The following is a 26,620-nucleotide window of genomic DNA, read 5'->3' as shown; positions in this document are numbered from 1 at the left end:
GGGTGGCGGCGCGGGGCAACGCCGCGCGGCCGCAGGGGTGTTCGCCGGGCGCGGGGGGCGCCGGGGGCGGTGGGGCTGCGGCCGCGGGGCGGGCGGGGTCAGTACCAGGCCTTCTTGTCCTTGGGGCGGGGGCGCTCCTTGCCGTCGATGCCGGTGTGGCGGCCCCGGGAGCGGATCTCCACGGTGTTGCTCCGCCTGGGCCCGGACTTCATCGCCACGGCCAGCTTCTTCATGTGGGCGAGCTGCTCCTCCTCGGCCCAGGCGCCGGCCGGTTCGGGGGAGGAGCCGTCCCAGTAGGCGTGCGGGGCCCAGTTGTCGCGCTTGCCCTCGACCTCCTCCACGGCGCCGCCCAGGCCCTGGCGGGTGACCGCGCCGCGGTGGGGCTCGGCCTCGCGGCGGGACTTGTCCTTCAGGGGCGGCGCGGTCCGCATGGTCGCCGTCACCAGCGCCTGGGCGGCGTGCCGCCAGGAGTAGCCCTTGAGCAGCTCGTACAGCTCCTCGGCCTCGGCCCGCGCGCCCGGCAGGTTGCTCCGCAGGCCCTCGATGGCCGCCGCCCACGCCTGCGCCCGCGCGTCGGCGCCGCCCGCGACCTCCTTGCCGCCGGCGGAGTCGACCTCGAAGGGGGCGTCGACCACGCCCGTGAAGGAACCGCTGGTCACCTGCGACAGGAACTGGGCCGCGCCGCTCTCCCCGTTGACCAGGACCGGCAGGGCGCGGCCGGCGCCCTCGGTGGCGACCAGCCCGAAGCCCTCGTGCAGCGACGGCATGATCACCGCGTGGGTGGTCTCCCGGTCGTGCTCCAGGTCCGCCGGGTTCTTGCTGAAGGGGAGCATGGTGACCCCGCCCTCGCCGTGGGCGTCGACGATCGCCTTCCACTTGGCGTACTTCTCCGGGTCCTCGTGCGGGTCCGGAGTGCCGCGGATCGTCATGTGGACGTCGAGCCCGCGGCCGCCCTGGTTCTGCGGGCGGCGCAGGATGCCGATCGCCTGGACGGCCGCCTCGACGCCCTTGATCTCGTCCGAGGCCCGCCCGGGCAGCAGCACCTTGAGGGTCCGCGGCAGGTGCACCTGGCCGTCGGCCTGCTGGGCCACGGGCGAGGCGACCGGCGTGCCGACCTCGGTGCCCGGCACGAAGTCGTGCAGCGCGGGGACCCGCAGCACGCCCTCCGAGAGCCGTTCGGCCTCCTTGGCGAGCAGCGTGCCCACGCCGGCCACGAGGTCGGCCTGCTGCATGGCCTTGCGCTCCTTGATGGCCTTCTCGGCGCCCTTCTTCGGCTCCTTCTTGATCTTGTCCAGCCGTACGGGGCTGGTGTGCAGGAAGTGCACCACGCGTGCGCCCGGGTACCAGGAGTCGCGGATCTTCTGGGCGGCGGGACCGGAGAAGCGGGAGTGGCCGATGACGATGTCGAAGGCCTTCGCGGACGTCGGCAGCCCGTACTGGTCGGGCGAGCCGCCGGCGACCTTGTCGAGGCGGTCGCGGCCCTCCTTCACCCCCGGGACCGAGGCGTTGACGATGCGGACGCCGTCGTGCTGGCTGGTCGCCTTCGCGTGGTCGTAGTCCTCGCGGGCGTTGACGGTGAGCATGGTGACGTCGTTGTCGTGGTGCAGGCCCTTGACCAGCTCCATGTTGAAGACGGGCACGCCGCCGAGGCCGAGCCCGCTCTCGTCGCAGACCACCAGCACCCGGTGGCGCGGCTGCTCCGCGTCCTCCGCCGGGCCCTCGCCCGGCGACGCCACGCGCTGCACGGTGGCCGGCAGCGCCGCGCTGCGCTGCACCGGAGCGCCGTGCGCGTCGCCGTGGGCGTGCGCCTCGCCGGGCCCGTGGTCGTGGCCGTCACCCGCGTGGTGCTGCACGGGGGCCGCGGTGTCGGCCAGCCGCTCGTTGGCGCTCGCCGCCCGCTCGAAGGGGTCGCCGGGGTCCGACACCCGCACGCCGTCGCCGCGGTCGGTGCCCGCGACCGGGCCCCTGCGCTGCTGGGAGACGTGGGTCAGCTCGTGGAACAGGGTGCGGTCGTCGATGCTGCCGGAGCCGGCGACGATGTTGTTGCCCACGGTGTAGGCGTGCGCGCCGACGTTCACCGCGGAGCGCTGCGCCACCGTATCTGTGTGCAGCCGCACGTCGGAGAAGTCCTCCTTGAACACGGACTCGGCCTTCGCGCGCCTGACCGGGTCCAGCGGTGCGCCGCCCCGGGAGGTCACGTCCTTGATCTGCGTGCCGGCGTCCGGCTGCTCGGTCTCCTCCTGGAGGCGGCCGGTGTCCCGCAGCGCCTGCACCACGGCCGCGTTGCCCGCGCTGCGCTGGAGCGCGGCCAGGCCCGGCCGCGGTGCGGAGGCCGACGGCCGGGACGGTGGCGCGGACCTCGCCGCATGGTGTTCGTCCCGGGCCTTGCGCATGGCCATCGCCGTCCTCGGTGTCGGTGGAGCTCTCCACCGACACACGTTAGGTTCGCGCGCGGCTCGCCACCACGGCAAAGAGGGCAGCCTTGGGGGCAGTTGCAGGGGCGACAGGGGCAACGCTCCTCCGCCGAACTGTCGGTGAACTCTGGCCGACGGCAGAGCCGGGGGCACCGCGGCGCCGCCGGACGGAAGGGATCGGCCCCGCCCGTCGTTGGAGACGTGTGCGCGGCGGGAGTTCGCCGGTGCGCACCCGGGCGGAAGGGCGGTCACGTGATGCGGGCAGTGCGGTTCCACGAGTACGGCGGGATCGACGTACTGCGGGTGGAGGAGGTGCCGCGGCCGGAGCCCGGTGCGGCACAACTGCTCGTGGAGGTGCGGGCGGCCGGTATCCAGCCGGGCGAGGCCCATATCAGGCAGGGCGCGCTGCACGACCGGTGGCCGGCGGTGTTCCCGTCGGGGCAGGGCAGCGACCTGGCGGGTGTGGTGGTGGCGGCCGGGTCGAGCGCGCGGGGCTTCCGGGTGGGGGACGCGGTGCTGGGCTTCACCCATCGCCGGGCGAGCCACGCGCAGTTCGTCGTGGTGGACGACGTGAACGTGGTGGCCGTCCCCGACGGGCTGGGCTGGGAGGTGGCCGGGTCGCTGTACGTGGCCGGCACGACCGCGTACGCCACCGTGTTCGCGGTGGACCCCGGACCGGGGGACACCGTGGTGGTGTCCGGCGCGGCCGGCGGCGTCGGGTCGCTGGCCGTCCAGTTGGCGCGGCGGCGCGGAGCCGCGGTGATCGGTCTGGCGAGCGGACGGCACCACGCGTGGCTGCGGGCGCAGGGCGTGGTGCCGGTCCCGTACGGGGACGGGGTGGCCGAGCGGGTGCGGCAGGCCGCCGCCGGCGGCCGGGTCGACGCGTTCATCGACACGTACGGGAACGGATACGTGGCGCTCGCCGTGGAGTTGGGGGTGCGGCCGGAGCGGATCAACACCATCCGGGACTGGCGGGCCGCGACGGAGATCGGTGCGCGGACCTACGGCGAGGGCGCGGCCGCGTCCGCGGTCGTCCTCGGCGAACTCGCCCGGCTCGCCGCCCGCGGGGAACTGGAGGTGCCGATCGCCCGGACCTACCCGCTCGACCAGGTGCGGGAGGCGTTCCGGCAGCTGGAGGAGGGCCACACCCACGGCAAGATCGTCCTGCTTCCCTGAGCCGGATGCCGGATGCCGGATGCCGGGGCGCGGAAGCGCGGGAAGCGCCGGACGCGGGCCGGCGCGGCGGGGGCTACAGGGGCGGGATCTCCTCGTGGCCGGTGGCGAAGGCGGTGACCGAGGTGAGGGCGGCGGCCGGGCCGCCGGCCAGGCGGATGCGCAGCTCGTCGGTGCGGACCGCCGGGAAGGCGTGCACCCGCCGGACACCGACCGTCCGGCCCGAGGCGACGACCCGGTCCGCCGCGAGGATCTCGTGGTGCTCGATGTGCTGCCCGCCGGTCAGCTCCTCCCGCAGTTCGAGGTGGTCGGCGGTGACCGGTGCCGGAAAACGCGCGAGGACGGTGCCATCGGCGCGGGCGGTCAGCTCGGCGGGCAGCGGGGCGGCGAAGCGGCGGGCGAGATCGCCGGTGAACTCCAACAGCCGGGTGCGGTCCGCGTCGTCGAGGAGGCCGCGGCGGTCGGGCGGGACGTTGAGCAGCAGCCCGGCGCCGAGCCCCACGGAGCGGTACCAGATCGCCGCCAGGTGCTCGCGGCTCTTGAGGGTGGCCAGGTCGTCCGGCTGCCAGAACCAGTTGGCGCGCAGCGGAACGTCGCACTCGGGCGGCAGGTAGCGGGCGGCGCCCAGCTCCTCGGCGCGGTCGGCGTAGACGCTGATGCCGGTGCGGTCGGTGACGTAGCGGCAGGGGTCCTGGGCGAGTCCGTCCTCGTTGCCGGCCCAGCGGATGGTGGGGCGGCCCATGTTGAAGACCATGGCGTCCGGTTGGTGGGCGTCGACCACCTCCATCACGGAGTCCCAGTCGTAGGTACGGTGCTCCGACCCGGCGCCGTCGAACCACAACTCGGTCAACGGGCCGTAGCGCGTGCACAGTTCGGTGAGCTGGCGGGCGTAGAAGGCGTCGTAGGCGGCCGGGTCGCCGTAGCAGGGGGCGTTGCGGTCCCAGGGCGACAGGTACAGCCCGAGCCCGATGCCGGCTTCCCGGCACGCCGCGGCCAGTTCGCCGACGACGTCGCCGCGCCCGCCCCGCCAGGGTGAGGAGCGCACCGAGTAGGCGGTGGTGTCCGTCGGCCACAGGCAGAAGCCGTCGTGGTGCTTCGCGGTGAGGACGACGTACCGCGCCCCGGCGGCGACCGCGGTGTCCGCCCACTGCCGCGCGTCGAGCTGGGTGGGGGCGAAGGACCGCGGGTCGAGGGTGCCGTCGCTCCACTCGCAGCCGTTGAAGGTGTTGACGCCGAAGTGCAGAAAGAGGCCGAATCCCATCTGCTGCCAGGCGAGTTGGGCCCGGGTGGGGGTCGCCGTCATCGGGGTGCGCCTTTCAAGTGCGGAGTGCGGAGTGCGGGTGCGGGTGCCGGTACGGGGTGCGGGGTGCGGGGTGCGGGTGCTTGGTGTGCGTACGGGGGCCGGGTGCGCGGGTGCGCGGGGGCGCCCTCACGCGATCCGGTCGAGCCGGTCCGGCCGGACCTCGTGCCGGAAGGGCCGCCCGGCGGCGTACCGGGCCAGCTCGTCCAGCGCCGAGTGCGCCAGCCGGTAGTGCTCGTTGCCCATCGACCCGGCCACGTGCGGGGTGAGCGTCACGTTCGGCAGGTCGTACAGCGGGGAGCCGGCCGGCAGCGGGTCGGGGTCGGTGACGTCGAGGACGGCGTTCAGGCGGCCGAGGGTGACCTCGGGGACGAGGGCCGCGGTGTCGACCAGGGCGCCGCGCGCGGTGTTGACGAGGGTGGCCCCGTCCCGCATCAGGGCGAGCTGCCGGGCACCGATCATGCCCTCGGTGGCGGGCAGTTGGGGGGCGTGCAGGCTCACCACGTCGCTGACCGCGCACAGTTCGTCCAGCGCCGCCGTCCGCACCCCCAACTCCCCTGCCGCCTGCGGGTCGAGGTAGGGGTCGTGGACGACGACGGCGAGGTCGTGCGGCCGCAGCAGCTCGATCACGCGGCGGCCGATGAGCGAGGCGCCCACGATGCCGACGGTCCGGCGGTAGTTGCCGATGTCCGGGTAGCTGTGGCGCCACGCGTGGCGGGTGCCGCGCACCCTGCGGAACTCCTCGCGGATCTGCGGGATCTGCTTGTTGGCGAGGAGGATCGCGGCGACGGTGTACTCCGCGACCGGCAGCGCGTTGGCCCACGCCCCGCTGGAGACGGTCAGGCCCCGGCGCCAGCACGCCTCGGTGACCAGGCCCTTCACCGAACCGGCGGCGTAGACCACCGCCTTGAGCGCGGGGGCGGCGGCCAGCAGCTCCTCGTCCAGCACCGGCGCCCCCCAGCTGGCGAACATCACCTCGGCGTCGCGCAGTTCCGCCGCGGCCCGCCGGTCGTCCAGGTCGTGCACGATCAGCGCTGGGTCCCACACGGCGATCTCGGCGAACCGGGCCCGCGCGCGGTCGTCGAAGAAGCCGTCGGCGAACTGCGGGTCCATCGCCAGTACCACTCGTGGTCGGCCGCTCGCGGCGGGTGTGGACGGCACCCGGGGGACGGGCATACAGGAACTCCTCGGCAGATCGGGGCAGAAGAAGGCGGAAGAAGGAAGGAGAAGCGGAAGAAGCAGAAGAAGGCATGAGGTCGGGGCGCCGCGCGCCAACCGCGCTGCGCCGAGCGCTACTTGACCGCGCCCGCGGTCAGACCGGACCGCCAGTAGCGCTGGAGGCACAGGAAGAGCAGCACCACCGGCACCACGGCGATGACCGCCCCGCAGATCGCCAGCGGCTTCATGTACGGGTCGGTCGCCGCCTGCATCGACCAGATGTAGATGCCGAGCGTGACCGGGTAGAGCTTGAGGTTGGAGAGCATCATCAGGGCGAGGAAGAAGCCGTTCCAGATCGCGGAGAACTGGAAGAGCGTCATCGTGGTGAAGCCCGACCTCAGCATCGGCAGGGCGATGGAGAAGAAGATGCGCAGCTCGCCCGCCCCGTCGATGCGGGCCGCCTCCAGCACCTCGTCCGGCACGTAGCCCGCGCTGAAGACCCGGCCGAGGTAGACCAGGAAGGGGTTGACGACCGAGGGGATCAGCACCGCCCAGACGGTGTTGACCAGGTGGACCTTGGAGGCGAGCAGGTAGAGCGGGATGGCCGTGGCGCTGGTGGGCACCAGGACGCCGACGAGCACCAGGGCGAACAGCTTCTCCTTGCCGCGGAACGCGTACTTGTCGAAGGCATAGCCGGCGGCCACCGAGACCAGTGCGCACAGCACCGCCCCGCCGCCCGCGTACAGCAGGGAGTTCAGGCACCAGCGCAGGTAGATGCCGTGGTCCTGGTGGACCAGCCGGGACAGGTTCCCGCTCAGGTCCAGGTCCTGGAGGCTGAAGACGCCCGCCATCAGCCCGGCGCCGGTCTTGGCCGCGGCCAGCAGCATCCAGGCGGCCGGGAAGAGGGTGTAGGCGGCGGCCAGGACCAGGGCGGTGTTGACCGCGATCTTGGAGGTGCTCCAGGGGCGGCGCCGGCGGGGTGCGGCGGGGCGGTGGCCGGCGGGTCGGGCGCCCGGCTCGGTACGGGGGTCGGCGACGGTGGTCACGCGCGGCTCCACGGGTTCGAGATGCGGGTGACCGCGAAGGACAGCAGGCCGCTGACCAGGGCGATGAGCAGCGAACCGGCCGCGGCCCGGCCGTAGTCGGCGTTCTGGAACGCCTCGGTGTAGGTGTACATGTTCGGCACCCACTTGCTGGTGATGGCCGCGGCGCCGTTCTGGCTCATCATCCAGGGCTCGTTGAAGAGCTGGAGCACCCCGACGCCGGTGAAGAGCCCGACCAGGCCCAGTGAGGTGCGGATCATGGGGAGTTTCACGCTCCAGGCGACCCTGGCCTCGGACGCGCCGTCGACGACGGCGGCTTCCAGGACCTCGCCGGGGATGGCCTGGAGCGCGGCGTAGAAGATGACGACGTTGTAGCCGAGCACCTCCCACAGGCCGATGTTGGCCATGCCGGGCAGGTCGGTGGTGACGCTGCTCAGGTTGAACGGGACGCCCACCGACTGGAGCACCCGCACCACCGGGCTGATGTTGGGCGTGTACAGGTACGCCCAGACCAGGGCGGCGATGACGCCGGGCACCACGTGCGGCAGGAAGAGCGTGAGCTGGAAGAACCGCTTGGCGCGGGCCAGCGCGGAGTCCAGCAGCATCGCGACCGCGAGGGCACTGGCGAGCATCACCGGGACGAACAGCACCGCGTACAGCGCCACATGGACGAAGCCGCTGCGGAAGGCCGGGTCGCCCAGTACGGAGGTGTAGTTGGCCAGGCCGGAGAAGACGGTGCTGGTGCCGCCGAAGCCGAGGCCGGAGCGGTGCGTCCGGAAGAGGCTGAGCCAGATCGCGTAGCCGATCGGGGCGAGCATCGCGGCGGCGAACAGGACGAAGAAGGGGGTGAGCAGCACGGCGGCTGCGGCGCGTTTGCGGTCGCGGGACGTGGGCGCCCGGCGGGCGGGCCACGGTCTGGCGGCCGGTTCGGGGACGGCCATGGTCCGCGGTCCTCAGTTCGCCGAGGAGACGGTCAGGCCGGCGGCCTTCATGTCGGCCGCGGTCTTGCTCTGGGCGGACTTCAGGGCTGCGGCGACGGTGCCGCCGTCGGCGACCTTGTTCAGGCCGTCGGTCAGGTGGCTGGTGGTGCTGACCATGGTCGGCCCCCACACCCAGTCGGTCTTGAGGGAGGCGGCCGCGGCCTTGAACGCCGCGTACAGGTCCTGGTCGCCGTAGTAGGAGCTGTCGAACGCCTGCTGGGCGACGTCGACCAGCTTCGGGACGGCCGGCAGCGCGCTGGAGGCGCCGCCCGCGACGCGGGCCTTGACGGCGGCGGCGTCGGTGGCGATCCAGGTGGCGAACTGAGCTGCCGCGGCGGCGTGCTTGCTGTTCTTGCTGACCGCGGAGGTGGACCCGCCCAGCGCGCCGGTGGCGGCGTTGCCGTCCCAGGTCGGCAGCGGGGCGACGGCCCAGCCCCCGGACTGCTTGGGCAGCGTGGAGGGGTTGTAGGCGGCCTGGTAGGGCGGGTCGATCAGCGCGACCTGCACGCCGCCGGCCTGGTTCGCCTGGACCGTCGGGCTGACCGACGGCAGCGCGCTGACCAGGTGGTCGTCGATGAGGCCCTGCCAGTACGCGGCGACCTTCCGGGTGCCCGCGTCGTCGAAGTCGACCTTCCAGGTGTCGCCGGAGGTGCCGAACCAGCGGGCGCCGGCCTGTGCGGCCAGGGCGGCCACGGTGGGGTCGTCGGTGTTGAAGTTCGTCAGCACCGCCTTGGGGTCGGCCTTCTTCAGGGCCTGCGCGGTGGACCGGAACTGCGCCCAGGTGGTGGGGACGGTCAGGTGGTACTTGGCGAAGAGGTCCTTGCGGTAGTAGAGCATCTCGGGCTCGATGTCGATCGGCACCGCCCAGTTCTTCCCGCCGAGCTTCGTCAGGCTGACCGCGCCGGGCGTGAACTGCGAGGTGACGCTGCTGCCGACGTAGGAGCTGATGTCCTGGACGTAGCCCTGGCTGACGAACTGCGGCAGCTCGCTGTACTCGACGTTGAAGACGTCCGGGCCGTTGCCCGCCTTGACCGCGGCCATCACCTTCGCGTAGCCGGGGGCGCCGCCGGCCTCCAGCACGTACTTGACGTGGACGTCCTGGTGCGTCTTGTTGAACGCGTCGACGACCTGCTGCGCGTTCTTCGTCCAGGTCCAGTAGGTGAGCTGCACCGGCTTGCCGGCGGAGGCGCTGTCCGACGTGCCCGAGGAGCCGCCGCAGGCGGTGGCGCACAGGGCGAGGGAGGCGACCGCCGCCGCGAGTGCGACAGCGGTCTTACGAGTAGGTGCCGTCATGGCGCTGCTCCTTCGAAGCTGAGGCGAAGCACAATGACGGCCATCATTCGGTTACGTTCGATCGTTGTCAATGGGTATCGACAGAAAACGCAACTCAAGCGAAGCTAAACGCTGCTCGACTCCCGGATGTGCAGCTCCGGCAGGATGAACATCCGGCGCCGCGGGCGGTGCGGGCTGCGCACCCGCAGCACGAGCAACTCCACGGCGGTGACGCCGACTTCGTGCTTGGAGGGGGCGACCGCGGTCAGCGGGACGTCGGCGAGGGCGGCGACCTCGTCGTCGTAGGAGACCACGGCGATGTCCCGCGGCACCGCCAGGCCGCGGCCGCGCAGCCGCTGGAGCAGCGCCAGCGCGTCGTTCTCCGGGTGCACGATGACCGCGTCGATCCGCCCGGCCGCCGCCGCGTCCAGGAACGTGGTCATCGGCTGGTCGTAGCTGACCGCCTCGTATCCCTCGCCGCCCAGGTCGATGAAACCGCCGTCCTCCGGCGCCGCCAGGCCCGCGGCGCGCAGGCCCGCGCGGTACCCCTCCTCGATCCACGGCGCCGTCGGGGTGTTGCCCCGCATGAGCAGCGCGATCCGCTGCCGGCCGATGTCCACCAGGTGCCGGACCGCCAGCCGCGCCCCGTAGACGTGGTCGGTGACGACGTGCTCCACGGCCGGCGCGTTCTCGTCGGGGCGGCGCTCCAGCAGGATCGTCGGCACCGGCAGCTCCTCGTGCCAGTGCGGCGCCCCGGGCCGGCCCACCTCGCCGGAGGGCGCGATCAGCAGCCCGTCGATGCCGCCGTCGATCATCTGCCGGGCCTGCGCGTGCTCCTCGCCGGGGTCGTAGTCGGAGACTCGCAGCACCAGGCGGGCGCCCTGCGCGGCTGCCGCCTCGCGCGCCCCCTTGATCACGTCCGGGTAGTAGTAGCTGGCGGACGGCACGATCATGCCCAGCACCAGGGGCAGCCCGGGCGCGGGGGAGGGCGCCGCGGTGTCCGGGGCGGTCTCCGCCACGGTCTCGGGGAGCATCGCGCCGCCGTGCACCCGGGCCAGCAGGCCCCGTTCCGCCAGCACCTCCACGTCCTTGCGGATGGTGACGGGCGACACCCCGAGATCGCCGGCCACGTCCGTGACCCGCATCGAGCCGTGCTCGCGCACCCGGCGCAGGATCGCCTGGTGTCGTTCCTCGGCGTGCATCTGGCAGCTCCCTCCGACGGCGGTTTCGCCTGGCGTAGCGGCAGTCTAGTGGCACCAAGCTCGCATCGGCACGATTTCTTTCGTTTGCTTGTGAACGATTGAATCCGAGCGCAAAGCATTGTCGGGCGCTGCGGTCCGGTGCTACAACCGGTCGCATTCCCGCGCTCCCGGAGGTGGCCCATGGCTTCCCGTCCCCCGTACGGCACCGTCTCCCGCCGAGGCCTGCTGCTGACAGCAGGCGCGTCGGCGTTCGGCCTCGCGCTCGCCGGCACCGGCGCCGCCGGCACCCCGGCGTACGCCGGCACGGCGGCGGACGCGGACCCGTACGCCACGGTGCGCGCCCAGTGGGCCGCGCTCGTCAGCGGCGGCGCGATCGACCCGTCCGACGCCGTGTACACCGCGGCGCTGGCCGCGCTCGACTCCCAGGCGGCGACCGTCGCGGCCGCGCTGGACACCACCGCCGCCAGGACACGGCTCTTCACCGACCTGCCGCTGGGCGCCGACTCCGCGAACGTGACGGCGAGCCTGACCCGGCTCCAGACGCTCGCCCTCGCGTACGCCACCCCGGGCACCGCCCGCTCCGGCGACGCCACACTCCGCCAACAGGTCCTGGACGGCATGGACTTCGTCGTCGCCCGGGCGTACACCACCGACCTGCCGCGGTACGGCTACGGCAACTGGTGGGACTGGCAGATCGGCGCGCCCCAGGCGCTCCAGGACACCGCCAACCTCCTGTACCCCGCCCTGGGCGACGCCCGGATCGCCGCCTACTGCGCGGCGATCGACCACTTCGTGCCCGACCCGACGGTGATCGTGCAGGCCAGTGGCACGTCGGTGTCCACCGGCGCGAACCGGCTCGACCTGTGCCGGGTGCTGATCATCCGCGGGGCGCTCGGCGCGGACGCGTCGAAGATCACCACCGGGGTCGCCGCCATCTCGCCCACCCTTCCCTTCGTCACCACCGGCGACGGCCTCTACGCGGACGGGTCGTTCCTCCAGCACACCTACATCGCCTACACCGGCACCTACGGCGCCATCTGGCTCGGCGACGTGGCCAAGCTGATGAGCGCGCTCGCCGGCACCTCCTGGCAGATCAGCGACCCGCAGGTGGACAACGTCTTCTTCGCCGCCACCGACGCCTTCGCCCCGGTCGTTTACAACGGCCTGATGCTGGACGCGGTGCGCGGCCGGGCGGTCTCGCGGGCCACGGAGTCCGGCGCCGCCGACGGCCTGTCCCTCGCGCGCACCCTTGCCACGCTCGCCCCCGCCGCCGACCCGCAGCTGCGGGCCCGGCTCAACAGCACGGTCAAGGGCTGGCTGCAGCGCACCCCGACCCCGCTGACCTCCGGCTCGGTCGCCTCCATCGCGCTGCTGGACGGCATCCTCGGCGACTCCTCGGTGCCCGCCGCCGCCGAGCCGGTGGGCCACCGCCTCTTCCCCGCCATGGACCGGGCCGTGCACCGGCGCAAGGGCTGGGCCGCCTCGATCAGCATGGCCTCGGACCGCATCGGCCACTACGAGACCGGCGGCAACGAGAACCTGCGCGGCTGGCACACCGGCTCCGGCATGACCCAGCTCCACCTGGACAGCGACAACACCCAGTACGACGACGGATTCTGGCCCACCGTCGACCCCTACCGGCTGCCCGGCACCACCGCCTCGCTGCTGCCGCTGGCCGACGGCCAGGGCGGCGCGTACGCCGAGCCCCGCCCCACCACCGCCTGGGTCGGCGGCGCCACCGACGGCGAGTACGCCGCCATCGGCCAGGACCTCCAGGGCCCGTTCTCCACCCTCACCGGGAAGAAGTCCTGGTTCTGCCTGGACGACGCGGTCGTCTGCCTCGACGCGGGCATCACCTGCGCTGACGGCACCGAGGTCGACACCGTCGTGGACAACCGCAACCTGCACGCCGGCGGCACCAACGCGCTGACCGTCGACGGGGCCCACCAGCCGGGCACCCAGGGCACGCGTACGTACACCGGCGCGCGCTGGGCCGCCGTGGAGGGCGTCGCCGGATACGTCTTCCCCGAGCGCGCCACCCTCACCGCCGTACGCGAGCCGCGCACCGGCTCCTGGCACGACATCAACACCGGCCAGTCCGCGACGCCGCTGACCCGCGACTACCTGACCCTGTACGTCGACCACGGCGTGGACCCGGTGGACGCCCACTGCTCCTACGTGGTCCTGCCCGGGGCGCGCGCCGCGCAGACCGCCGCGCGGGCCGCCGACCGCGACCGGCAGCAGATCCTCGCCAACTGCCGCGACCAGCAGGGCATCCATGTGCCCTCCCTCGGCCTGACCGCCGTCAACTTCTTCGCCGCGGGGACGGTCGGCCCGATCACCGCGAGCGCCCCGGCGTGCGTGCTGATCCGCGAGCACCGGGACGGCACCGCGACCGTCTGCGTCGCCGACCCCGCGCGCCAGGCCACGGGCCTGACCGTCACCTGGCACCGCCCGGTCCGCCGCGTCACCGCCCGCCCGGACGCCCTGACCGCCGCGACCACCGGCCGCACGCTGCGCCTGGTCTTCGGCGACCTCACCGGCCTGGTGGGCGCCACCCAGCAGACCACCGTCCGGCTCGGCTGACGGCGCCGCCCGTCCCGCCGGCCACGGCACCGCCCCCGGCCGCCCGCCAATTCGGCACCGGCGGCCGGGTCCCCGGCACCACCACGCCACGACGAGAGGACCAGGCCCATGCGCCCCCCCGCGTACACCGCCCCCACCCGGGCGCTCCGCACCCTGCTGACCGGCGCGCTCGTACTCACCGCCGCCCTCGGCGCCACCCTGCTGCCCGGCACCGCCGCCCCCGCGCACGCCGCGGAATTCACCGTCTACACCAACGAACGCGCGGTGGGCCAGCCGGACCTGGCGCAGTACGGCGCGGTCCGCGCGACCGTCGCCTACGACGCCTTCCACTTCACCTGCGACGCCGAGGGCTGCTACGCCAATGGCGGCGCGCTGCCCGACCAGGCCACGTTCGAGAACGACATCAGGACGTACGTCGGCGAGTTCGGCGGAGACTCCACCGCCCCGATCGTGCTGGACTACGAGAACATCGTGGTCACCGCGCTGTCCGGCCAGGCCGCCACCAACGCCTTCGACCTGTGGAAGAACGAGCTGATCCCCTGGACGCACGACGCCGAACCCGGCGCCCCGGTGGGCATGTACGGCTACGACTGGCAGACCGCCAACAACACGCTCACCCAGCAGCTGCACCAGGACGGCCTGTTCGACTTCTTCGCGCCCCGCGCCTACACCGGCAGCACCCAGACCGCCGCGAACTGGACCAGTACGCTGAAGAGTTCGGTCGCCAACGACCAGGCCCTCGCGCCCGGCCAGCCCGTCTACCCCTACCTCAGCCCCCAGTTCACCGACACCGGCGCCTCCATGAGCGGCACCCTGCTGGCCAGTCAGATCAGCCAGGTCCAGGCGCTGACCACGGGCGCCGTCATGTGGGAGCCCAGTGCCGCGGCGGCCGCGGACTGCCCCTGGATCGAGCAGTTCGCCTACACCATGGGCCAGTTGACCGGCACCGGCAGTAGCGGCCCGCTGTCCGTGACCGCGACCGTCCCGAACACCTGCGTCGTCACCCGCGGCGGCACCACGAGCGTCCCGGTCACCGTCACGAACAACGGGACCGCCACCAGCGCCGCCACGGTGATGCGGCCCGTCGCCGGACCGCAGGGCATCACCGAGTCCTACACCTACTACGACGTGCCCGCCCTGGCGCCCGGCGGCACCTGGACCACCACCTTGTCGATCACCGTGCCCGCCGCGCAGACCGACGGCAGCGCCCTGCTGGAGATCGACTACGGCACCGGCTTCCAGCGCCTGACCGTGATCGCCGCCTAGCGGGGGCGACCCGGCCGCGCCGCCGGCTCAGTGCGGGATGGCCTCGATGACGGCGCGGGCACCCCCGGCGAGCAGGTCGGCGGCCACGCGGGCGCCGAGAGCGGCCGGGGTGTCGCCCGCCGCCGCGGTGCGGCGCGCGTCGACGACGGTGCCGCCGTCGGCGGAGAACACCATGCCGCGCAGGGTGAGCCGGCCGTCGGCGGTGGTGGTGCAGTGCCCGGCGATGGGGCTGTTGCAGTGGCCGCGTAGGGCGTGCAGCATCGCGCGCTCGGCGCCGACCTCGGCCGTGGTCCGCGCGTGGTCGAGGCGGGCGAGCAGCCCGGCGGTGGCGGTGTCGTCGGCGCGGCACTCCAGGCCGAGCGCGCCGGAGCCGACGGCCGGCAGGATCTCGTCGACGGTGAAGACCTGCCGGCCGCGGTCGGTCAACTCCAGCCGGGCCAGGCCCGACGCGGCCAGCACCATGGCGTCCGGCGGCGCGGTGTCGACCGGCGTGCGGCCGTCCAGCTTGTCGATCCGGGTGCCGACGGCGCCGCGCACCCGGACGATCTCCAGATCCGGGCGCAGCCGCCTCAGCTGCGCCGCGCGGCGTACCGCCGAGGTCGCCACGACGGCGCCGTGCGGCAGGTCGCCGAGGGCCGCGCGCGGCGACCCGGCGGGGAAGAGCAGGACGTCGCGGACGTCGTCGCGCGGGAGGTGGGCGGCGATGGCCAGGCCGTCGGGCAGCGGGGTGTCGCCGGGCATGTCCTTGACGCAGTGCACGGCCAGGTCGACGTCGCCGCGCTGGAGCATGACGTCGATCTGCTTGACGAACAGGCCCTTCCCGCCGAGCTTCGACAGGTCGCCGTGCCAGCGGTCCGCCTCGGTGGTGACGGGCACCAACTCGACTGTCAGGTCCGGCTGCTGCTTGCGCAGCAGGTCCGCCACCAGGTGGGCCTGCGCGAGCGCCATCGGCGAGCTGCGGGTGCCGAGCCGTACGGTCGGGGCGTTCATGGGGCAGCGGTCCTCTCGTTGCGCCGTCGTCCTTCCACGGTAGCTGCCGGCGGGCGGGCTACGGTCCGGCGGGCCGGCCGCGCTGGGGCGGCACCCCCGGGTTACCCGGGTCGCCGCCACCGCTGCCACCGCCGTCGCCCGCGTCGGCCCCCGCAGTTGCGACGGGCCCTGCGACGGGCCCCGCCGCCGCGCCGGGCAGGGCGGTCGCGCCGGCCGCGGCGCCCACCGCCGCGGCCACTCCCGCCACTCCCCCCGCGGGCGCCGTACCGGCCGTACCCGTACTGGCCACGCCCGTACCGGCCGCCTGCGGGGCCACGACCGGCCCGAGCACTTCGGGCGGCTCCGGCAGCGCCGCCGGCCCGCGCCGCAGGAACGACCGGCGCAGCGCGCCCGGCAGCATCGCCGCCACCAGCCCGGACGTCGCCATCCCGAGCAGCCCGGCCACCACGCCGATCTTCGTCCACAGCGACACCTGCGGCAGCACGAACACCGCGATGTCCAGGCCGAACGAGGCCGCGCTGACCACGGTGAGCGCGGCGGCGACCCGGTTGAGCCGGGTGTCCAGGGCCTCGGCCCGCTCCGAGGCGGCGGCCAGCAGCGAACTGCTCACGTAGCCCAGGAGTTTGTCCGCGCGCTCCTGCGTGTCGTCCAGGCCCATCGTCAGGCGCGCGGCCAGGTAGCTCGCGCGGTGCGCCTGGGAGGACTCCACGCGGTAGCTGTCCAGGTGGTGGAAGTCGGCCCACAGCCCGTCGAGGAAGCGGCGGAAGGCGTGCACGTCGGTGCTGGCGGGGTGCGCGTGCGCGAGGTCGCCGAGCACCCAGCGCCCGGCGATGAGCGCCCCGGCGAGCAGGGACTGCTGGGCGACCGCGATGTCGGTCGGCTCGGTCATCGTCAGCAGCTCGGCGAGCGGCGCGGCCGGGTCGTGGTCCCAGGCGTAGGTGTATGGCAGCAGGATGCGGCAGTCCGGGCCCGCGCTGACCTCGGGCACCCGCGGGTCCCGCCGCCACGGCGGGTCCTGGCAGACGTAGTGCGCGTTGTAGCGGGCCGAGCGGCGGTCGATCGGCGAGCGCGCGCCGCCCACCGCCAGGTCGGGGCGCAGCGCGATGCTGCGCACCAGGCCGCTGTTGACCGCGGCGGTCAGCACCGCGCTGAGGATCGGGCCGTCGGTCTCGCGCAGGATGCGGTTGACGCGGGCGTCCAGGGCGTCGAGGTCGAGCAGCTCCAGCTGCCGCAGGTCCTGCTCGTGGCGCAGAGCGTAGACCACCAGTACGGTGCCGGCGGTCAGGATGCGGGCGCGGCAGGCGACGACCTCCACGCCGGGCAGCGAGACGGCCGGGCGGATCAGGCCGGTGAGGTCCAGCTCGACGGTGGTGTCCGGGTTGTAGGCGAGGGAGTCCAGGCTGCCGAGCACCGGTTGCAGCTCGCCGTGGCCGGGCACGGCGAACAGGTCGAGGGCGGTGGCCGGGGTGCGGTGGTGCAACGGGTAGGCGCGGCACTGGAGGTGGAGCACCCCGGCGGTCACGGGCAGCCGTCCGCACCGTGCTCCCGGTGCGGGCCGCCGGCGCCCGCGGTGTGCCACGACACGGCGACGTACTCCGGGATGAGGGCGGCCTCGGGCACCACCACCCGCTGAAGGTAGCGGCGTTGCAGGTCCTCCGGGCCCTGGTCGTCCAGCGGCGCGCCCAGCAGCGCGGCCAGCTCGGCGTGCGTGTGGTGGCTGGCCTCCTCCGGGACGGACCTGCGGCGGAACCACGCGCGCTGGTCGGCCAGCACCACGCTGCCCGCCGCGGCCGCGGGCCAGTAGCTCACCGCGGTCACCGCGGTCGTACCGAACCGGGCACCGAGCGTGACGACTTCGCGGGCGTCCTGCGGCGACAGGTAGAAGACGACGCCCTCGACGACGTAGGCGACCGGCCGCCCGGCCGCGACCGCCCGCACCTGCCCGACCACCGCGGCGCGGTCCGCCGCCACCGCCAGGTCCGCGCCGATGTGCCGTACGTCACGCGCCGGTACGGTCCCGTCGGCGGTCAGCTCCGCCGCGCGCAGCCGCTTCGCCTCCGCCATGTGCGGCAGGTCCACCTCGATCGCCACCGGGAAGCCCAGCAGCCAGGGGTAGGAGGAGAAGCCCGCGCCGCACACCACCAGCACGGTGTCCGGGTCGGCGCGCAGCGCCTCGGCGAGGGTGTCGGCGATGAAGCGGCCGCGCAGCGCGACCACCAGGTCGTCGTGCGGGTAGACGGCGTCGGAGAACTCCTGCCACAGCGCCTTGACGTCCGGGCGCTGCGCCTCGGGAATCCAGGCGGCCGCCAGGCCGTCCTCGGCGAGGTCGGGCCGCCGGGCCCGCGACTCGTTGACGAGATACGCCGTCAGTCCGACTCCACCCTGCATGGTGCGACCTGCCCCCGATCGTGACGTGGCGTCAGCGTGCTTGTGCGGCAGCCGACTTCGCTCCTTCGTACCATCGCCGGGTGGGGCGGACGCAAGGGTGCGGGTGGCGCGGACGCCAGGGGGCGGGCCGGGCGGACGCCAGGGGGTGGGGGCGGCTGGCCCCGGCTCCCGCCTTGATCCAGGCTTCATGTTGCGGGCCCGATTCTCAGAATTTTCACAGAAACGGATTAAGGCTGCTCTCATAGCCCGTGCACAGGGTGTCCGTATGCCTTCCACTTCTTCGGCGGCCACCCGCTCCACCCAGGCCGCCGCCTCCGCGACCCATACCGCCCACACCACGCCCGGCGCAGCCGCCGCCGGCGACCTCGCCCGCCCCGACGGCTCCCCGGTCCGGGTCCTCGTCGTCGACGACGAGGCGCCCCTGGCCGACCTGCTCTCCATGGCCCTGCGCTACGAGGGCTGGCAGGTGCGTACCGAGGGCGACGGCGCGAGCGCGCTGCGTTCGGCCCGCGAGAACCGCCCCGACGCGGTGGTGCTCGACGTGATGCTTCCCGACATGGACGGGCTGGAGGTGCTGGCCCGGCTGCGCCGCCAGACCCCGGACGTGCCCGTGCTGTTCCTGACCGCGAAGGACGCGGTCGAGGACCGGATCGCCGGCCTCACCGCGGGCGGCGACGACTACGTGACCAAGCCGTTCAGCCTGGAGGAGGTCGTCGCCCGCCTGCGCGGGCTGCTGCGCCGCTCGGGCGCCGCCGCCGTACGCAACGAGTCCGTGCTCGCCGTCGGCGACCTCGTCCTGAACGAGGACAGCCACGAGGTCAGCCGCGGCGGCGACAACATCCACCTCACCGCGACCGAGTTCGAGCTGCTGCGCTACCTCATGCGCAACCCGCGCCGGGTGCTGAGCAAGGCCCAGATCCTGGACCGGGTCTGGTCCTACGACTTCGGCGGCCAGGCCAACGTGGTCGAGCTGTACATCTCCTACCTGCGCCGCAAGATCGACGCCGGCCGCGCCCCGATGATCCACACCCGGCGCGGCGCCGGCTACCTGATCAAGCCAGGCGAGCCGGTGTGACCCGGCCCGCCCCGACCACGGCGCACCCCCACGGCCCGGCCGCGCCGGCCGGACCGGGCCCCGGCGCGGCCGGCGCGGACCCCCGCACCGGACCCGGCCCCGGCCACCGCCGTGCCCCGGGCGGTGCCACACCCGCGCCCCCGCTCCCCCGCACCCCGCCGCGCGCCAGGCGCTGGGCGCCGCGCCGCTGGTCCCTGCGCCGCCGGCTGGTCGCCTCCTGCGTGGCCCTGGTCGCCGTCGTCTGCGCGGTGATCGGCGCGGTCACGATATTCGCGCTGCACGACTTCCTGTACGGCCAGCTCGACGCGAAGGTGCACGACACGGCGGCGCGCGCCGACGGCCCGCGCCCGGACCAGTCCGGGCCCGGCCAGAACGTCCCCGGCAGCCAGAGCACGCTGGGCCCGACCGGCACCGGCGCCGCCGACCTGCCCCGCAGCATCTCCTTCGTCTTCCTCGCCGGCGGCGGCCAGCCCGGCGAGACGGTCGCCGCGACCGTCAGCTCCACCGGCGCGGTCACCGAGGCCGCCGTCAGCGCCACCAGCCCCTCCACCGGCCAGCTCGTCGCCGACGACCTCACCGCCAAACAGGCCGCGGCCTTCGCCGACGTGCCGCGCGACGGCAAGCCGCACAGCATCACCGTCCCGGGCCTGGGCCAGTACCGCGTCGAGTCGGCCGCCGCCGCCTCCGACGGCAGCACCATCCTGGTCGGCCTGAGCACCGCGGGCACCGAGGACACCCTGTCCACCCTGCTGTGGGTGGAGGTCTCGGTCACCGCCGCCGGGCTCGTCGCCGCCGGCCTCGCGGGCGCCGCCCTGATGCGGATCGCCCTGCAACCGCTGCGCCGGGTCGCTGCCACGGCCACCCGCGTCGCCGAACTGCCGCTGCACCGCGGCGAGGTGGCCCCGCTGAGCCGGGTGCCGGACTCCGACACCGACCCGCGCACCGAGTTCGGGCAGGTCGGCGCCGCCCTCAACCGGATGCTCGGGCATGTCGGCTCCGCGCTGCACGCCCGGCAGGAGAGCGAGACCCGGGTCCGGCGGTTCGTCGCCGACGCCAGCCACGAGCTGCGCACCCCGCTCGCCTCCATCCGCGGCTACGCCGAGCTGACCCGCCGCGGCCAGGAGCCGGTCGGCCCCGACACCAAGCACGCACTGGGCCGGATCGAGTCCGAGGCGGCCCGGATGACCACGCTCGTGGAGGACCTGCTGCTGCTGGCCCGGCTCGACGCGGGCCGCCCGGTCGACCGGACCGACACCGACCTGTCCCCGCTGGTGGTGGACGCGGTCAGCGACGCCCGCGCGGCCGGCCGCGACCACATCTGGCGGCTGGAGCTGCCCGACGAGCCGGCCACCGTGTACGGCGACGCGCCGCGCCTGCAACAGGTGCTCGCCAACCTGCTCGCCAACGCCCGCAACCACACCCCGCCCGGCACGACCGTCACCGCCCGGGTGCGCTGCCGGCCGGCCGACCCGGTCGCGCGCCGCCCGGCGCACGTGCTGCTCCAGATCGAGGACGACGGCCCCGGCATTCCCGAGAAGCTGCGCCGGCACGTCTTCGAGCGGTTCGCCCGCGGCGACGCCTCCCGCTCCCGCGGGGCCGGCAGCACCGGCCTGGGCCTGGCCATCGTGCACTCGGTGGTCGCCGCGCACGGCGGCAGCGTGGACGTGGCGTCCGTGCCGGGCCGCACCGTCTTCACGGTCCTGCTGCCGGCCCGGGCCGGCACCGGGGTGACGCATGTCACAACAGCCTCACCTGCACCAACAGACTCATAGGTGGCCCTCAGTCTCGGCACATCGCCATGACAGGCCGGTTGCCGAGGCTCATGGCATGCGAACCAATCTCGGCAACCTGCCCGCCCGTCGGCACCTGCCGGTCACGGCCGCAGTCCATGCCACCGACGCCGCGACCCGCCCGAGCACCGGCGCCCCACCGGGGCCCGGTGCGCCCGTCGCCCCCGTACTCGACGTCGTCGTCCCCGTCTACAACGAGGAGGACGGCCTCGGCCCCGGCGTGCGCCGGCTGCACGCGCACCTCACCGAGACCTTCCCGTACTCCTTCCGGATCACCATCGCCGACAACGCCAGCACCGACCGGACGCCCGCGATCGCGGCGCACCTGGCCGCGGAGCTGCCCGAGGTCGTCTCCTTCCGGCTGGAGCAGAAGGGCCGCGGGCTGGCGCTGCGCACCGTGTGGACCGCATCGGACTCCCCGGTGCTCGCGTACATGGACGTGGACCTGTCCACCGACCTCAACGCCCTGCTGCCGCTGGTCGCCCCGCTGATCTCCGGCCACTCCGACCTGGCGATCGGCTCGCGGCTGGCGCAGTCCTCGCGGGTGGTGCGCGGCGCCAAGCGGGAGTTCATCTCCCGCACGTACAACCTGATACTGCGCGGCTCGCTCGCCGCGCACTTCTCCGACGCGCAGTGCGGCTTCAAGGCGATCCGCGCGGACGTCGCGCAGCGGCTGCTGCCGATGGTCGAGGACGCCGGCTGGTTCTTCGACACGGAGATGCTGGTGCTCGCCGAACGCGCGGGCCTGCGCATCCACGAGGTCCCGGTGGACTGGGTCGACGACCCGAACAGCAGCGTGGACATCGTGCGGACCGCCACCGCCGACCTGCGGGGCGTGTGGCGGGTGGGCAGGGCGCTGGCCACCGGACGGCTCGCGCTGGACCGGCTGCGCCGCCCGTTCGGGGAGGACCCGCGCGACCGCGAACTGCCGGGCGTGCCGCCCGGACTGGCCCGCCAGCTGGTCGGGTTCTGCGCGGTCGGCGTGCTCAGCACGGCGTTCTACCTGGTGCTGTACTTCCTCTTCCGCAACGGGATGAACTCCCAGTTCGCCAACGCGCTGGCGCTGCTGCTGTCCGCGCTCGCCAACACCGCTGCCAACCGGCGGCTCACCTTCGGGGTGCGCGGCTCGGACCGGGCGGTCCGCCACCAGGCGCAGGGGCTGGTGGTGTTCGCCATCGGCCTCGCGCTGACCAGCGGCTCGCTCGCCGCGCTGCACACCGCGGCGCCGCACCCCGCGCACCGCACCGAACTCGCGGTCCTGGTCGCGGCGAACCTTGCCGCGACGGTGCTGCGCTTCCTGCTCTTCCGCGCCTGGCTCTTCCCGGACCGCTCCGACCAGGACGGCCGCGGCACCGGGACCGTCCTCGACGCCGAGGAAGGCGCCGACGGCGGCTACGCCCCCCACCCCGTCCCCGCCGCGGCCGCCGACGGCCCGGACGGCACCGCCCGGGCCGGCCTCGTCGGCTATGACGGCTACGACGACTACGACGACCGCGACGACCACGATCTGAGGAGCGCCCGATGACCACCCCGAGCGACGCACACGCGCTGGACGGTGTGGCCGGCCCGCCCGGCCCCGCACCCGGCCCGGTCGCCGGAACCGCCGCCGAGCCGGCCGCCGACCCGTCGGCAGCCGCCCGGTCGGCCGCCGTCGACGTACCGGCCGGTGACGTACCGGCCGCCGCCGGCGCCCATGCCGCACCCGGGTCGCACGCCGCGCAGTCGGCGGGCGGCGCCCGGGGCCTGCCGCGCCGCGTCTGGCGCGGCCGCCCCGAGGACCCGGCCTGGGTCCGCCCGGCCTTCCTCGGCCTGCTGGTCGCCACGCTCGTGCTCTACCTGTACGACCTGGGCGCCTCCGGCTACGCCAACTCCTTCTACTCCGCCGCCGTCCAGGCGGGCAGCCAGAGTTGGAAGGCGTTCTTCTTCGGCTCCTCCGACGCGGCGAACTCCATCACCGTCGACAAGCCGCCGGCCGCGCTGTGGCCGATGGCCCTGTCGGTACGCCTGTTCGGCCTCGGCTCGTGGCAGATCCTCGTGCCCGAGGCGCTGATGGGCGTCGGCACCGTCGGCGTGCTCTACGCGTCCGTACGGCGGCGGTTCGGCCCCGGCGCGGGCCTGACCGCGGGCGCGGTGCTGGCGATCACGCCGGTCGCGGCGCTGATGTTCCGCTTCAACAACCCCGACGCGCTGCTGGCGCTGCTGATGGTCACCGCCGTCTACTGCGTGCTGCGCGCCATCGAGGACGCCCGCACCAAGTGGCTGGTGATCGCCGGCGTCGTCTTCGGCTTCGCGTTCCTGACCAAGACCCTCCAGGCGTGGCTGATCCTGCCGCCGCTCGCCGTGGTCTACGCGGTCTGCGCGCCGACCCCGCTGCGCCGCCGCCTGCTCCAGATCCTCTACTCCGCCGTCGCGATGGTGGTCGCGGGCGGCTGGTGGGTCACCATCGTGGAGCTGTGGCCCAAGTCCTCCCGCCCGTACATCGGCGGCTCCCAGGACAACAGCTTCCTGTCGCTGACCTTCGGCTACAACGGCTTCGGCCGGATCACCGGCAACGAGACCGGCAGCGTCGGCGGTGGCGGCGGCCCGGGCGGCGGCAACGGCGGCGGCATGTGGGGCGCCACCGGCATCGGCCGGCTGTTCAACTCGGAGATGGGCGGCCAGATCGCCTGGCTGCTGCCGGCCGCGTTCGTGGCGCTGCTCGCGGGCGTGTGGATCACCCGCAAGGCCCGCCGCACCTCGGCGACCCGGGCGGCGTTCCTGCTCTGGGGCGGCGCGCTGCTGATGACGTTCGTGACGTTCAGCTACATGTCCGGGATCTTCCACCAGTACTACAACATCGCCCTCGCGCCCTACATCGCGGCGCTGGTCGGCATGGGCGCGTCGGTGCTGTGGCAGCGGCGCACCCACATCGCGGCCGCCTCGGTGATGGCGCTCACCGTCGCCGGCACGGCCGTGTGGTCCTACACGCTGCTGCACCGCAGCCCCGACTGGCACCCGTGGCTGCGGGTCGCGGTCGTCGTCGCCGGCGCGGTGGCCGCGCTGGCGCTGCTGGCCGGCGCGCTGCCGGGCATGGCGTCGGCACGGGTCGGCGCCCGGCTCGCGGTGCTGTCCGCGGTGGTCGGGATCGCGGCGATCCTGGGCGGACCGGTGGCGTACACGCTCGACACGGTGAGCACCGGGCACGAGGGGTCCATCGTGACCGCCGGGCCGTCCGTGCAGGGCGGCATGGGTGGATTCCCCGGCGGCGGTGGCGGTGGCGGCGGCAGGGGCGGTTTCCCGGGCGGCGGTGGCGGCACCCCGCCGACCGGCACCATGCCCGGCAACGGCAATGGCAGCACCAACGGCAACGGCAGCACCAACGGCACCGGCGGCTTCCCGGGCGGCGGCTTCGGCCAGCTGCCCGGCCAGGGCAACGGCAACTCCCAGGGCCAGCTGCCCGGCCAGGGCAACGGCAACAGCCAGTCCCAGGGCCAGGGCACGAACGGCTTCCCCGGCGGCACCTCGGGCGAGGGCGGCATGGGCGGCAACGCCGGCGGCATGGGCGGTCTGCTCGACGGCGCCCAGGTCAGCTCCGCGGTCAAGGCGCTGCTGCTGAAGGACGCGAGCCACTACACCTGGGTCGCCGCGGCCGTCGGCTCGCAGAACCAGGCGAGCTACCAGCTGGCCACCCAGAAGCCGGTGATGTCCGTCGGCGGCTTCAACGGCAGCGACCCGTCGCCGACCCTGGCGCAGTTCGAGAAGTACGTCTCCGAGGGCCGTATCCACTACTTCATCGGTGGCGGCGGCTTCGGCGGGAGCTCGATGGGCGGCAGCAACGCCGCGTCGTCCATCAGCTCCTGGGTCTCCTCGCACTACACCGCCAAGACCGTGGGCGGCACCACCGTCTACGACCTGACGGCGCCGAAGTCGAAGTGACACCCCGTCCGGGCCGCGTGAGCGCGCGGCCCGGACGCAGCGCGGCCCGCGGCCGGTTCGTCCGGTCCGCGGGCCGCGGTGCGTGCGGCGGGGGTGCGCTCAGGCGAGGCGGGCGGGGAAGCCGCCGGTCGCGATCGGGCCCCAGCGCTCCGGGGTGATCCGGATGATGGACTTGCCCTGCCGGACCATCGCCTCGCGGTACTCCGCCCAGTCCGGGTGCTCGCCGGAGATGTTCCGGAAGTACTCCACCAGCGGCTCGACGGAGTCCGGTACGTCCAGCACCTCCGCGCGGCCGTCGACCTGCACCCACGCGTCGTTGAAGGAGTCGGAGAGCACGATCACGCTGACCCGCGGGTCGCGCCTGGCGTTGCGGGTCTTGGCCCGCTCGGGGTAGGTCGAGACGACGATCCGGCCGGAGTCGTCCACCCCGCAGGTGAGCGGGGAGCCCTGGGGGCGGCCGTCGGCGCGGGTGGTGAGCAGGATGGCGTGGTGCCGCGGCCGGATGAACTCCAGCAGTTCGTCCAGGCCGACACGGGTGTTGGTGGCGATATTGGGAGCCATGCCCGCACCCTACGCCGCTGTGTAGGTCCCGGCGGGCGGCCTCGGCCGTCCCCTGCTCCGGCCGCCGCCAGGACCCGTGCCCGTGTCGTACGACCCGACCTCTCCGCTGCGGGTGCGTGCCGTGCGACCGGGAGTCGTACGTCGCGCGGGCGGGGTGCCGGCCCGCGCAAGTGATTGCCTGAAGCAACCGTATGGCCGATGGTTGCACTGCGCAAGGGCGTGGGCGCCCCGGCCCGGTGGAGTGCGCGACCTCACAGGGCGGACGGCGGCGCACCGCGGCGCCGCCGGCCCGCCCGCGGCGCGCTACGACGCGGCGGCGGTGAGGGCCGCCACCTCCTGCTCGGTCAGCTCCAGTTCGGCGACGGCGGTCAGCGCGGGCACCTGCTCGACCGTACGGGCGCTGGCGATCGGCGCCACCACCGTCGGCTGCGCGGCCAGCCACGCCAGCGCGACCGTGGTGACCTCGGCGCCGTGGGCGGCGGCCACCTCGTCGAGCGCCGCGAGCACCTTCGGGCCGGTGGGCGTGGACAGATACTGGCCGGCCTTGCCCGCGCGGGCGCTGTCGACCTCGGTGCCCGGGCGGTACTTGCCGGTCAGGAAGCCGGAGGCGAGCGCGTAGTAGGGCGCGGTGGACAGGCCGCGGGCCGCCACGAGGTCGGCGAGCGGGCCCTCGAACGTGTCGCGCTCGACCAGGCTGTACAGGGGCTGCACGATCTCGTACCGCGCCAGGCCCTCGCGCTCGGAGAAGTCCAGGGAGGCGGCAAGCCGCTCGGCGGAGATGTTGGAGGCGCCGATCGCGCGGACCTTGCCCTCCTTCACCAGGGCGTCCAGCGCGGTGATGATCTCCTCGACCGGCACGTCGGGGTCGTCGCGGTGCGTGTAGTACAGGTCGATGTGGTCCACGCCGAGCCGGCGCAGCGATGCCTCGGCGCCCTTCTTGATCGTGTCGGCCCGCAGTCCCTTGAAGTCGGGGTGGCTGCCGACCTTCGTGGCGATCACCACGTCGTCCCGGCGGCCGCGGCGGGCCAGCCAGGCGCCGATGATCCTCTCGGACACCCCGCCGCCGTTGCCCGGCACCCAGGCCGAGTACACGTCGGCGGTGTCGACGAAGTTGCCGCCGCGGCCGGTGAAGGCGTCGAGGACGGCGAACGACTGGGCCTCGTCAGCCGTCCAGCCGAAGACATTGCCGCCGAGGGAGAGGGGGAAGACGTCGAGTGCGGAGTTGCCGATGCGAGCCATGACAGGTGCAACAACCGGGGGTGCGGGTTATTCCGCCGACACGCTAGGGTCAGGCGGCATGTCGAACTCCTCGCCGAACCCTGAGAACAACTACGACCCGGCCGGCAGCACGCAGATGTTCCGCGCCTTCGTCGACGAGCAGCCGCCGCCCGTGCAGGTACAGCGTGCGCAGAGCCGCAGCCGCGCGGGCCTGATCATCGGTGTGGTCGTGGTCCTGGTGGTGATCGTGGGAGTGGTCGCGCTCGCGATGAAGTAGCGGCGACCACTC

20 protein-coding genes are annotated in these 26,620 nt (G+C 74.0%); 8 read left to right on the top strand and 12 right to left on the bottom strand.

The features are described 5' to 3' along the window. Positions 1–98: 98 nt before the first annotated feature. Positions 99–2,399 (bottom strand): eCIS core domain-containing protein, encoded by a 2,301-nt coding sequence (locus tag AC3ERT_RS02355; RefSeq protein ID WP_435127549.1) that lies wholly within the window; start codon positions 2,397–2,399, stop codon positions 99–101. Positions 2,400–2,669: 270 nt separating this feature from the next. Here AC3ERT_RS02355 and AC3ERT_RS02350 point away from each other — a divergent pair, with 270 nt between their 5' ends. Continuing rightward, complete coding sequence (locus AC3ERT_RS02350) at positions 2,670–3,590, top strand: NADP-dependent oxidoreductase (RefSeq protein WP_435127551.1); 921 nt, start codon at positions 2,670–2,672, stop codon at positions 3,588–3,590. 73 nt (positions 3,591–3,663) lie between these two features. Here AC3ERT_RS02350 and AC3ERT_RS02345 read toward each other — a convergent pair whose 3' ends face one another. The 6 genes from AC3ERT_RS02345 to AC3ERT_RS02320 all read right to left on the bottom strand — a co-directional run bounded on the left by AC3ERT_RS02345 (position 3,664) and on the right by AC3ERT_RS02320 (position 10,542). Further along, positions 3,664–4,890: an alpha-L-fucosidase gene (locus tag AC3ERT_RS02345; RefSeq protein WP_435127553.1), complete on the bottom strand. Its 1,227-nt coding sequence runs from the start codon at positions 4,888–4,890 to the stop codon at positions 3,664–3,666. Between the two features lie 126 nt (positions 4,891–5,016). Then, the gene (locus AC3ERT_RS02340) at positions 5,017–6,063 is read right to left on the bottom strand and encodes a hydroxyacid dehydrogenase (RefSeq protein WP_435127555.1); all 1,047 of its coding nucleotides are present in this window, start codon (positions 6,061–6,063) and stop codon (positions 5,017–5,019) included. A gap of 116 nt (positions 6,064–6,179) precedes the next feature. Next, positions 6,180–7,091: a carbohydrate ABC transporter permease gene (locus tag AC3ERT_RS02335; RefSeq protein ID WP_435127557.1), complete on the bottom strand. Its 912-nt coding sequence runs from the start codon at positions 7,089–7,091 to the stop codon at positions 6,180–6,182. Then, positions 7,088–8,029 (bottom strand): carbohydrate ABC transporter permease, encoded by a 942-nt coding sequence (locus AC3ERT_RS02330; RefSeq protein WP_435127559.1) that lies wholly within the window; start codon positions 8,027–8,029, stop codon positions 7,088–7,090. Before AC3ERT_RS02330 ends, AC3ERT_RS02335 begins: the two co-directional genes overlap by 4 nt. Before the next feature lie 12 nt (positions 8,030–8,041). Beyond that, a complete protein-coding gene (locus tag AC3ERT_RS02325) occupies positions 8,042–9,361 on the bottom strand; it encodes an ABC transporter substrate-binding protein (RefSeq protein WP_435127561.1) in 1,320 nt (439 codons plus the stop codon). Positions 9,362–9,465: 104 nt separating this feature from the next. Then, the gene (locus AC3ERT_RS02320) at positions 9,466–10,542 is read right to left on the bottom strand and encodes a LacI family DNA-binding transcriptional regulator (protein WP_435127563.1); all 1,077 of its coding nucleotides are present in this window, start codon (positions 10,540–10,542) and stop codon (positions 9,466–9,468) included. Between the two features lie 180 nt (positions 10,543–10,722). Here AC3ERT_RS02320 and AC3ERT_RS02315 point away from each other — a divergent pair, with 180 nt between their 5' ends. Further along, positions 10,723–13,128, top strand: a complete 2,406-nt coding sequence (locus tag AC3ERT_RS02315) for a polysaccharide lyase 8 family protein (RefSeq protein WP_435172398.1) — start codon at positions 10,723–10,725, stop codon at positions 13,126–13,128. Between the two features lie 108 nt (positions 13,129–13,236). After that, a complete protein-coding gene (locus AC3ERT_RS02310; protein ID WP_435172397.1) occupies positions 13,237–14,394 on the top strand; it encodes a COG1470 family protein in 1,158 nt (385 codons plus the stop codon). 27 nt (positions 14,395–14,421) lie between these two features. Here AC3ERT_RS02310 and hemC read toward each other — a convergent pair whose 3' ends face one another. From hemC to AC3ERT_RS02295, 3 genes are read right to left on the bottom strand one after another with little or no spacing between them, the layout of a single operon-like run. After that, positions 14,422–15,384 (bottom strand): hydroxymethylbilane synthase, encoded by a 963-nt coding sequence (gene hemC, locus AC3ERT_RS02305; protein ID WP_335971511.1) that lies wholly within the window; start codon positions 15,382–15,384, stop codon positions 14,422–14,424. Between the two features lie 58 nt (positions 15,385–15,442). Continuing rightward, complete coding sequence (locus tag AC3ERT_RS02300) at positions 15,443–16,906, bottom strand: hypothetical protein (RefSeq protein ID WP_435172396.1); 1,464 nt, start codon at positions 16,904–16,906, stop codon at positions 15,443–15,445. Beyond that, positions 16,903–17,772 (bottom strand): class I SAM-dependent methyltransferase, encoded by an 870-nt coding sequence (locus tag AC3ERT_RS02295; protein WP_335971507.1) that lies wholly within the window; start codon positions 17,770–17,772, stop codon positions 16,903–16,905. Before AC3ERT_RS02295 ends, AC3ERT_RS02300 begins: the two co-directional genes overlap by 4 nt. Before the next feature lie 265 nt (positions 17,773–18,037). On the opposite strand from AC3ERT_RS02295, the gene AC3ERT_RS02290 reads away from it, so the two are divergent. From AC3ERT_RS02290 to AC3ERT_RS02275, 4 genes are all read left to right on the top strand, one after another. Beyond that, complete coding sequence (locus tag AC3ERT_RS02290; RefSeq protein ID WP_335971506.1) at positions 18,038–18,847, top strand: response regulator transcription factor; 810 nt, start codon at positions 18,038–18,040, stop codon at positions 18,845–18,847. A gap of 206 nt (positions 18,848–19,053) precedes the next feature. Next, positions 19,054–20,619: a sensor histidine kinase gene (locus AC3ERT_RS02285; protein ID WP_435172616.1), complete on the top strand. Its 1,566-nt coding sequence runs from the start codon at positions 19,054–19,056 to the stop codon at positions 20,617–20,619. 55 nt (positions 20,620–20,674) lie between these two features. After that, the gene (locus AC3ERT_RS02280) at positions 20,675–22,162 is read left to right on the top strand and encodes a bifunctional glycosyltransferase family 2/GtrA family protein (protein WP_435127576.1); all 1,488 of its coding nucleotides are present in this window, start codon (positions 20,675–20,677) and stop codon (positions 22,160–22,162) included. Continuing rightward, positions 22,159–24,552, top strand: coding sequence for an ArnT family glycosyltransferase (locus AC3ERT_RS02275; protein WP_435172395.1), 2,394 nt, complete (start codon positions 22,159–22,161; stop codon positions 24,550–24,552). The genes AC3ERT_RS02280 and AC3ERT_RS02275 overlap by 4 nt, the downstream gene beginning before the upstream one ends. 99 nt (positions 24,553–24,651) lie before the next feature. Here the strand turns inward: AC3ERT_RS02275 and AC3ERT_RS02270 are convergent, their stop codons facing one another. Beyond that, positions 24,652–25,113: a PPOX class F420-dependent oxidoreductase gene (locus AC3ERT_RS02270; protein ID WP_335971501.1), complete on the bottom strand. Its 462-nt coding sequence runs from the start codon at positions 25,111–25,113 to the stop codon at positions 24,652–24,654. A gap of 303 nt (positions 25,114–25,416) precedes the next feature. Beyond that, complete coding sequence (locus tag AC3ERT_RS02265) at positions 25,417–26,352, bottom strand: aldo/keto reductase (protein WP_435172394.1); 936 nt, start codon at positions 26,350–26,352, stop codon at positions 25,417–25,419. A 58-nt stretch (positions 26,353–26,410) separates the two neighbouring features. On the opposite strand from AC3ERT_RS02265, the gene AC3ERT_RS02260 reads away from it, so the two are divergent. Then, the gene (locus tag AC3ERT_RS02260; protein ID WP_335971497.1) at positions 26,411–26,608 is read left to right on the top strand and encodes a hypothetical protein; all 198 of its coding nucleotides are present in this window, start codon (positions 26,411–26,413) and stop codon (positions 26,606–26,608) included. Positions 26,609–26,620 lie beyond the last annotated feature (12 nt).

Source organism: Actinacidiphila sp. bgisy145, from assembly GCF_057708125.1.
The sequence above is the reverse complement of the archived record's forward strand: the minus strand, read 5'-3'. Positions and strand labels throughout refer to the sequence as shown.

Excerpts from the sequence above, each read along its gene's own strand:
- AC3ERT_RS02355 (WP_435127549.1), bottom strand. The coding sequence starts at position 2,399 with ATGGCCATGCGCAAGGCCCGGGACGAACACCATGCGGCGAGGTCCGCG.
- AC3ERT_RS02350 (WP_435127551.1), top strand. The coding sequence starts at position 2,670 with ATGCGGGCAGTGCGGTTCCACGAGTACGGCGGGATCGACGTACTGCGG.
- AC3ERT_RS02345 (WP_435127553.1), bottom strand. The coding sequence starts at position 4,890 with ATGACGGCGACCCCCACCCGGGCCCAACTCGCCTGGCAGCAGATGGGA.
- AC3ERT_RS02340 (WP_435127555.1), bottom strand. The coding sequence starts at position 6,063 with ATGCCCGTCCCCCGGGTGCCGTCCACACCCGCCGCGAGCGGCCGACCA.
- AC3ERT_RS02330 (WP_435127559.1), bottom strand. The coding sequence starts at position 8,029 with ATGGCCGTCCCCGAACCGGCCGCCAGACCGTGGCCCGCCCGCCGGGCG.
- AC3ERT_RS02325 (WP_435127561.1), bottom strand. The coding sequence starts at position 9,361 with ATGACGGCACCTACTCGTAAGACCGCTGTCGCACTCGCGGCGGCGGTC.
- AC3ERT_RS02320 (WP_435127563.1), bottom strand. The coding sequence starts at position 10,542 with ATGCACGCCGAGGAACGACACCAGGCGATCCTGCGCCGGGTGCGCGAG.
- AC3ERT_RS02315 (WP_435172398.1), top strand. The coding sequence starts at position 10,723 with ATGGCTTCCCGTCCCCCGTACGGCACCGTCTCCCGCCGAGGCCTGCTG.
- AC3ERT_RS02310 (WP_435172397.1), top strand. The coding sequence starts at position 13,237 with ATGCGCCCCCCCGCGTACACCGCCCCCACCCGGGCGCTCCGCACCCTG.
- hemC (WP_335971511.1), bottom strand. The coding sequence starts at position 15,384 with ATGAACGCCCCGACCGTACGGCTCGGCACCCGCAGCTCGCCGATGGCG.
- AC3ERT_RS02295 (WP_335971507.1), bottom strand. The coding sequence starts at position 17,772 with ATGCAGGGTGGAGTCGGACTGACGGCGTATCTCGTCAACGAGTCGCGG.
- AC3ERT_RS02290 (WP_335971506.1), top strand. The coding sequence starts at position 18,038 with ATGCCTTCCACTTCTTCGGCGGCCACCCGCTCCACCCAGGCCGCCGCC.
- AC3ERT_RS02280 (WP_435127576.1), top strand. The coding sequence starts at position 20,675 with ATGCGAACCAATCTCGGCAACCTGCCCGCCCGTCGGCACCTGCCGGTC.
- AC3ERT_RS02275 (WP_435172395.1), top strand. The coding sequence starts at position 22,159 with ATGACCACCCCGAGCGACGCACACGCGCTGGACGGTGTGGCCGGCCCG.
- AC3ERT_RS02270 (WP_335971501.1), bottom strand. The coding sequence starts at position 25,113 with ATGGCTCCCAATATCGCCACCAACACCCGTGTCGGCCTGGACGAACTG.
- AC3ERT_RS02265 (WP_435172394.1), bottom strand. The coding sequence starts at position 26,352 with ATGGCTCGCATCGGCAACTCCGCACTCGACGTCTTCCCCCTCTCCCTC.
- AC3ERT_RS02260 (WP_335971497.1), top strand. The coding sequence starts at position 26,411 with ATGTCGAACTCCTCGCCGAACCCTGAGAACAACTACGACCCGGCCGGC.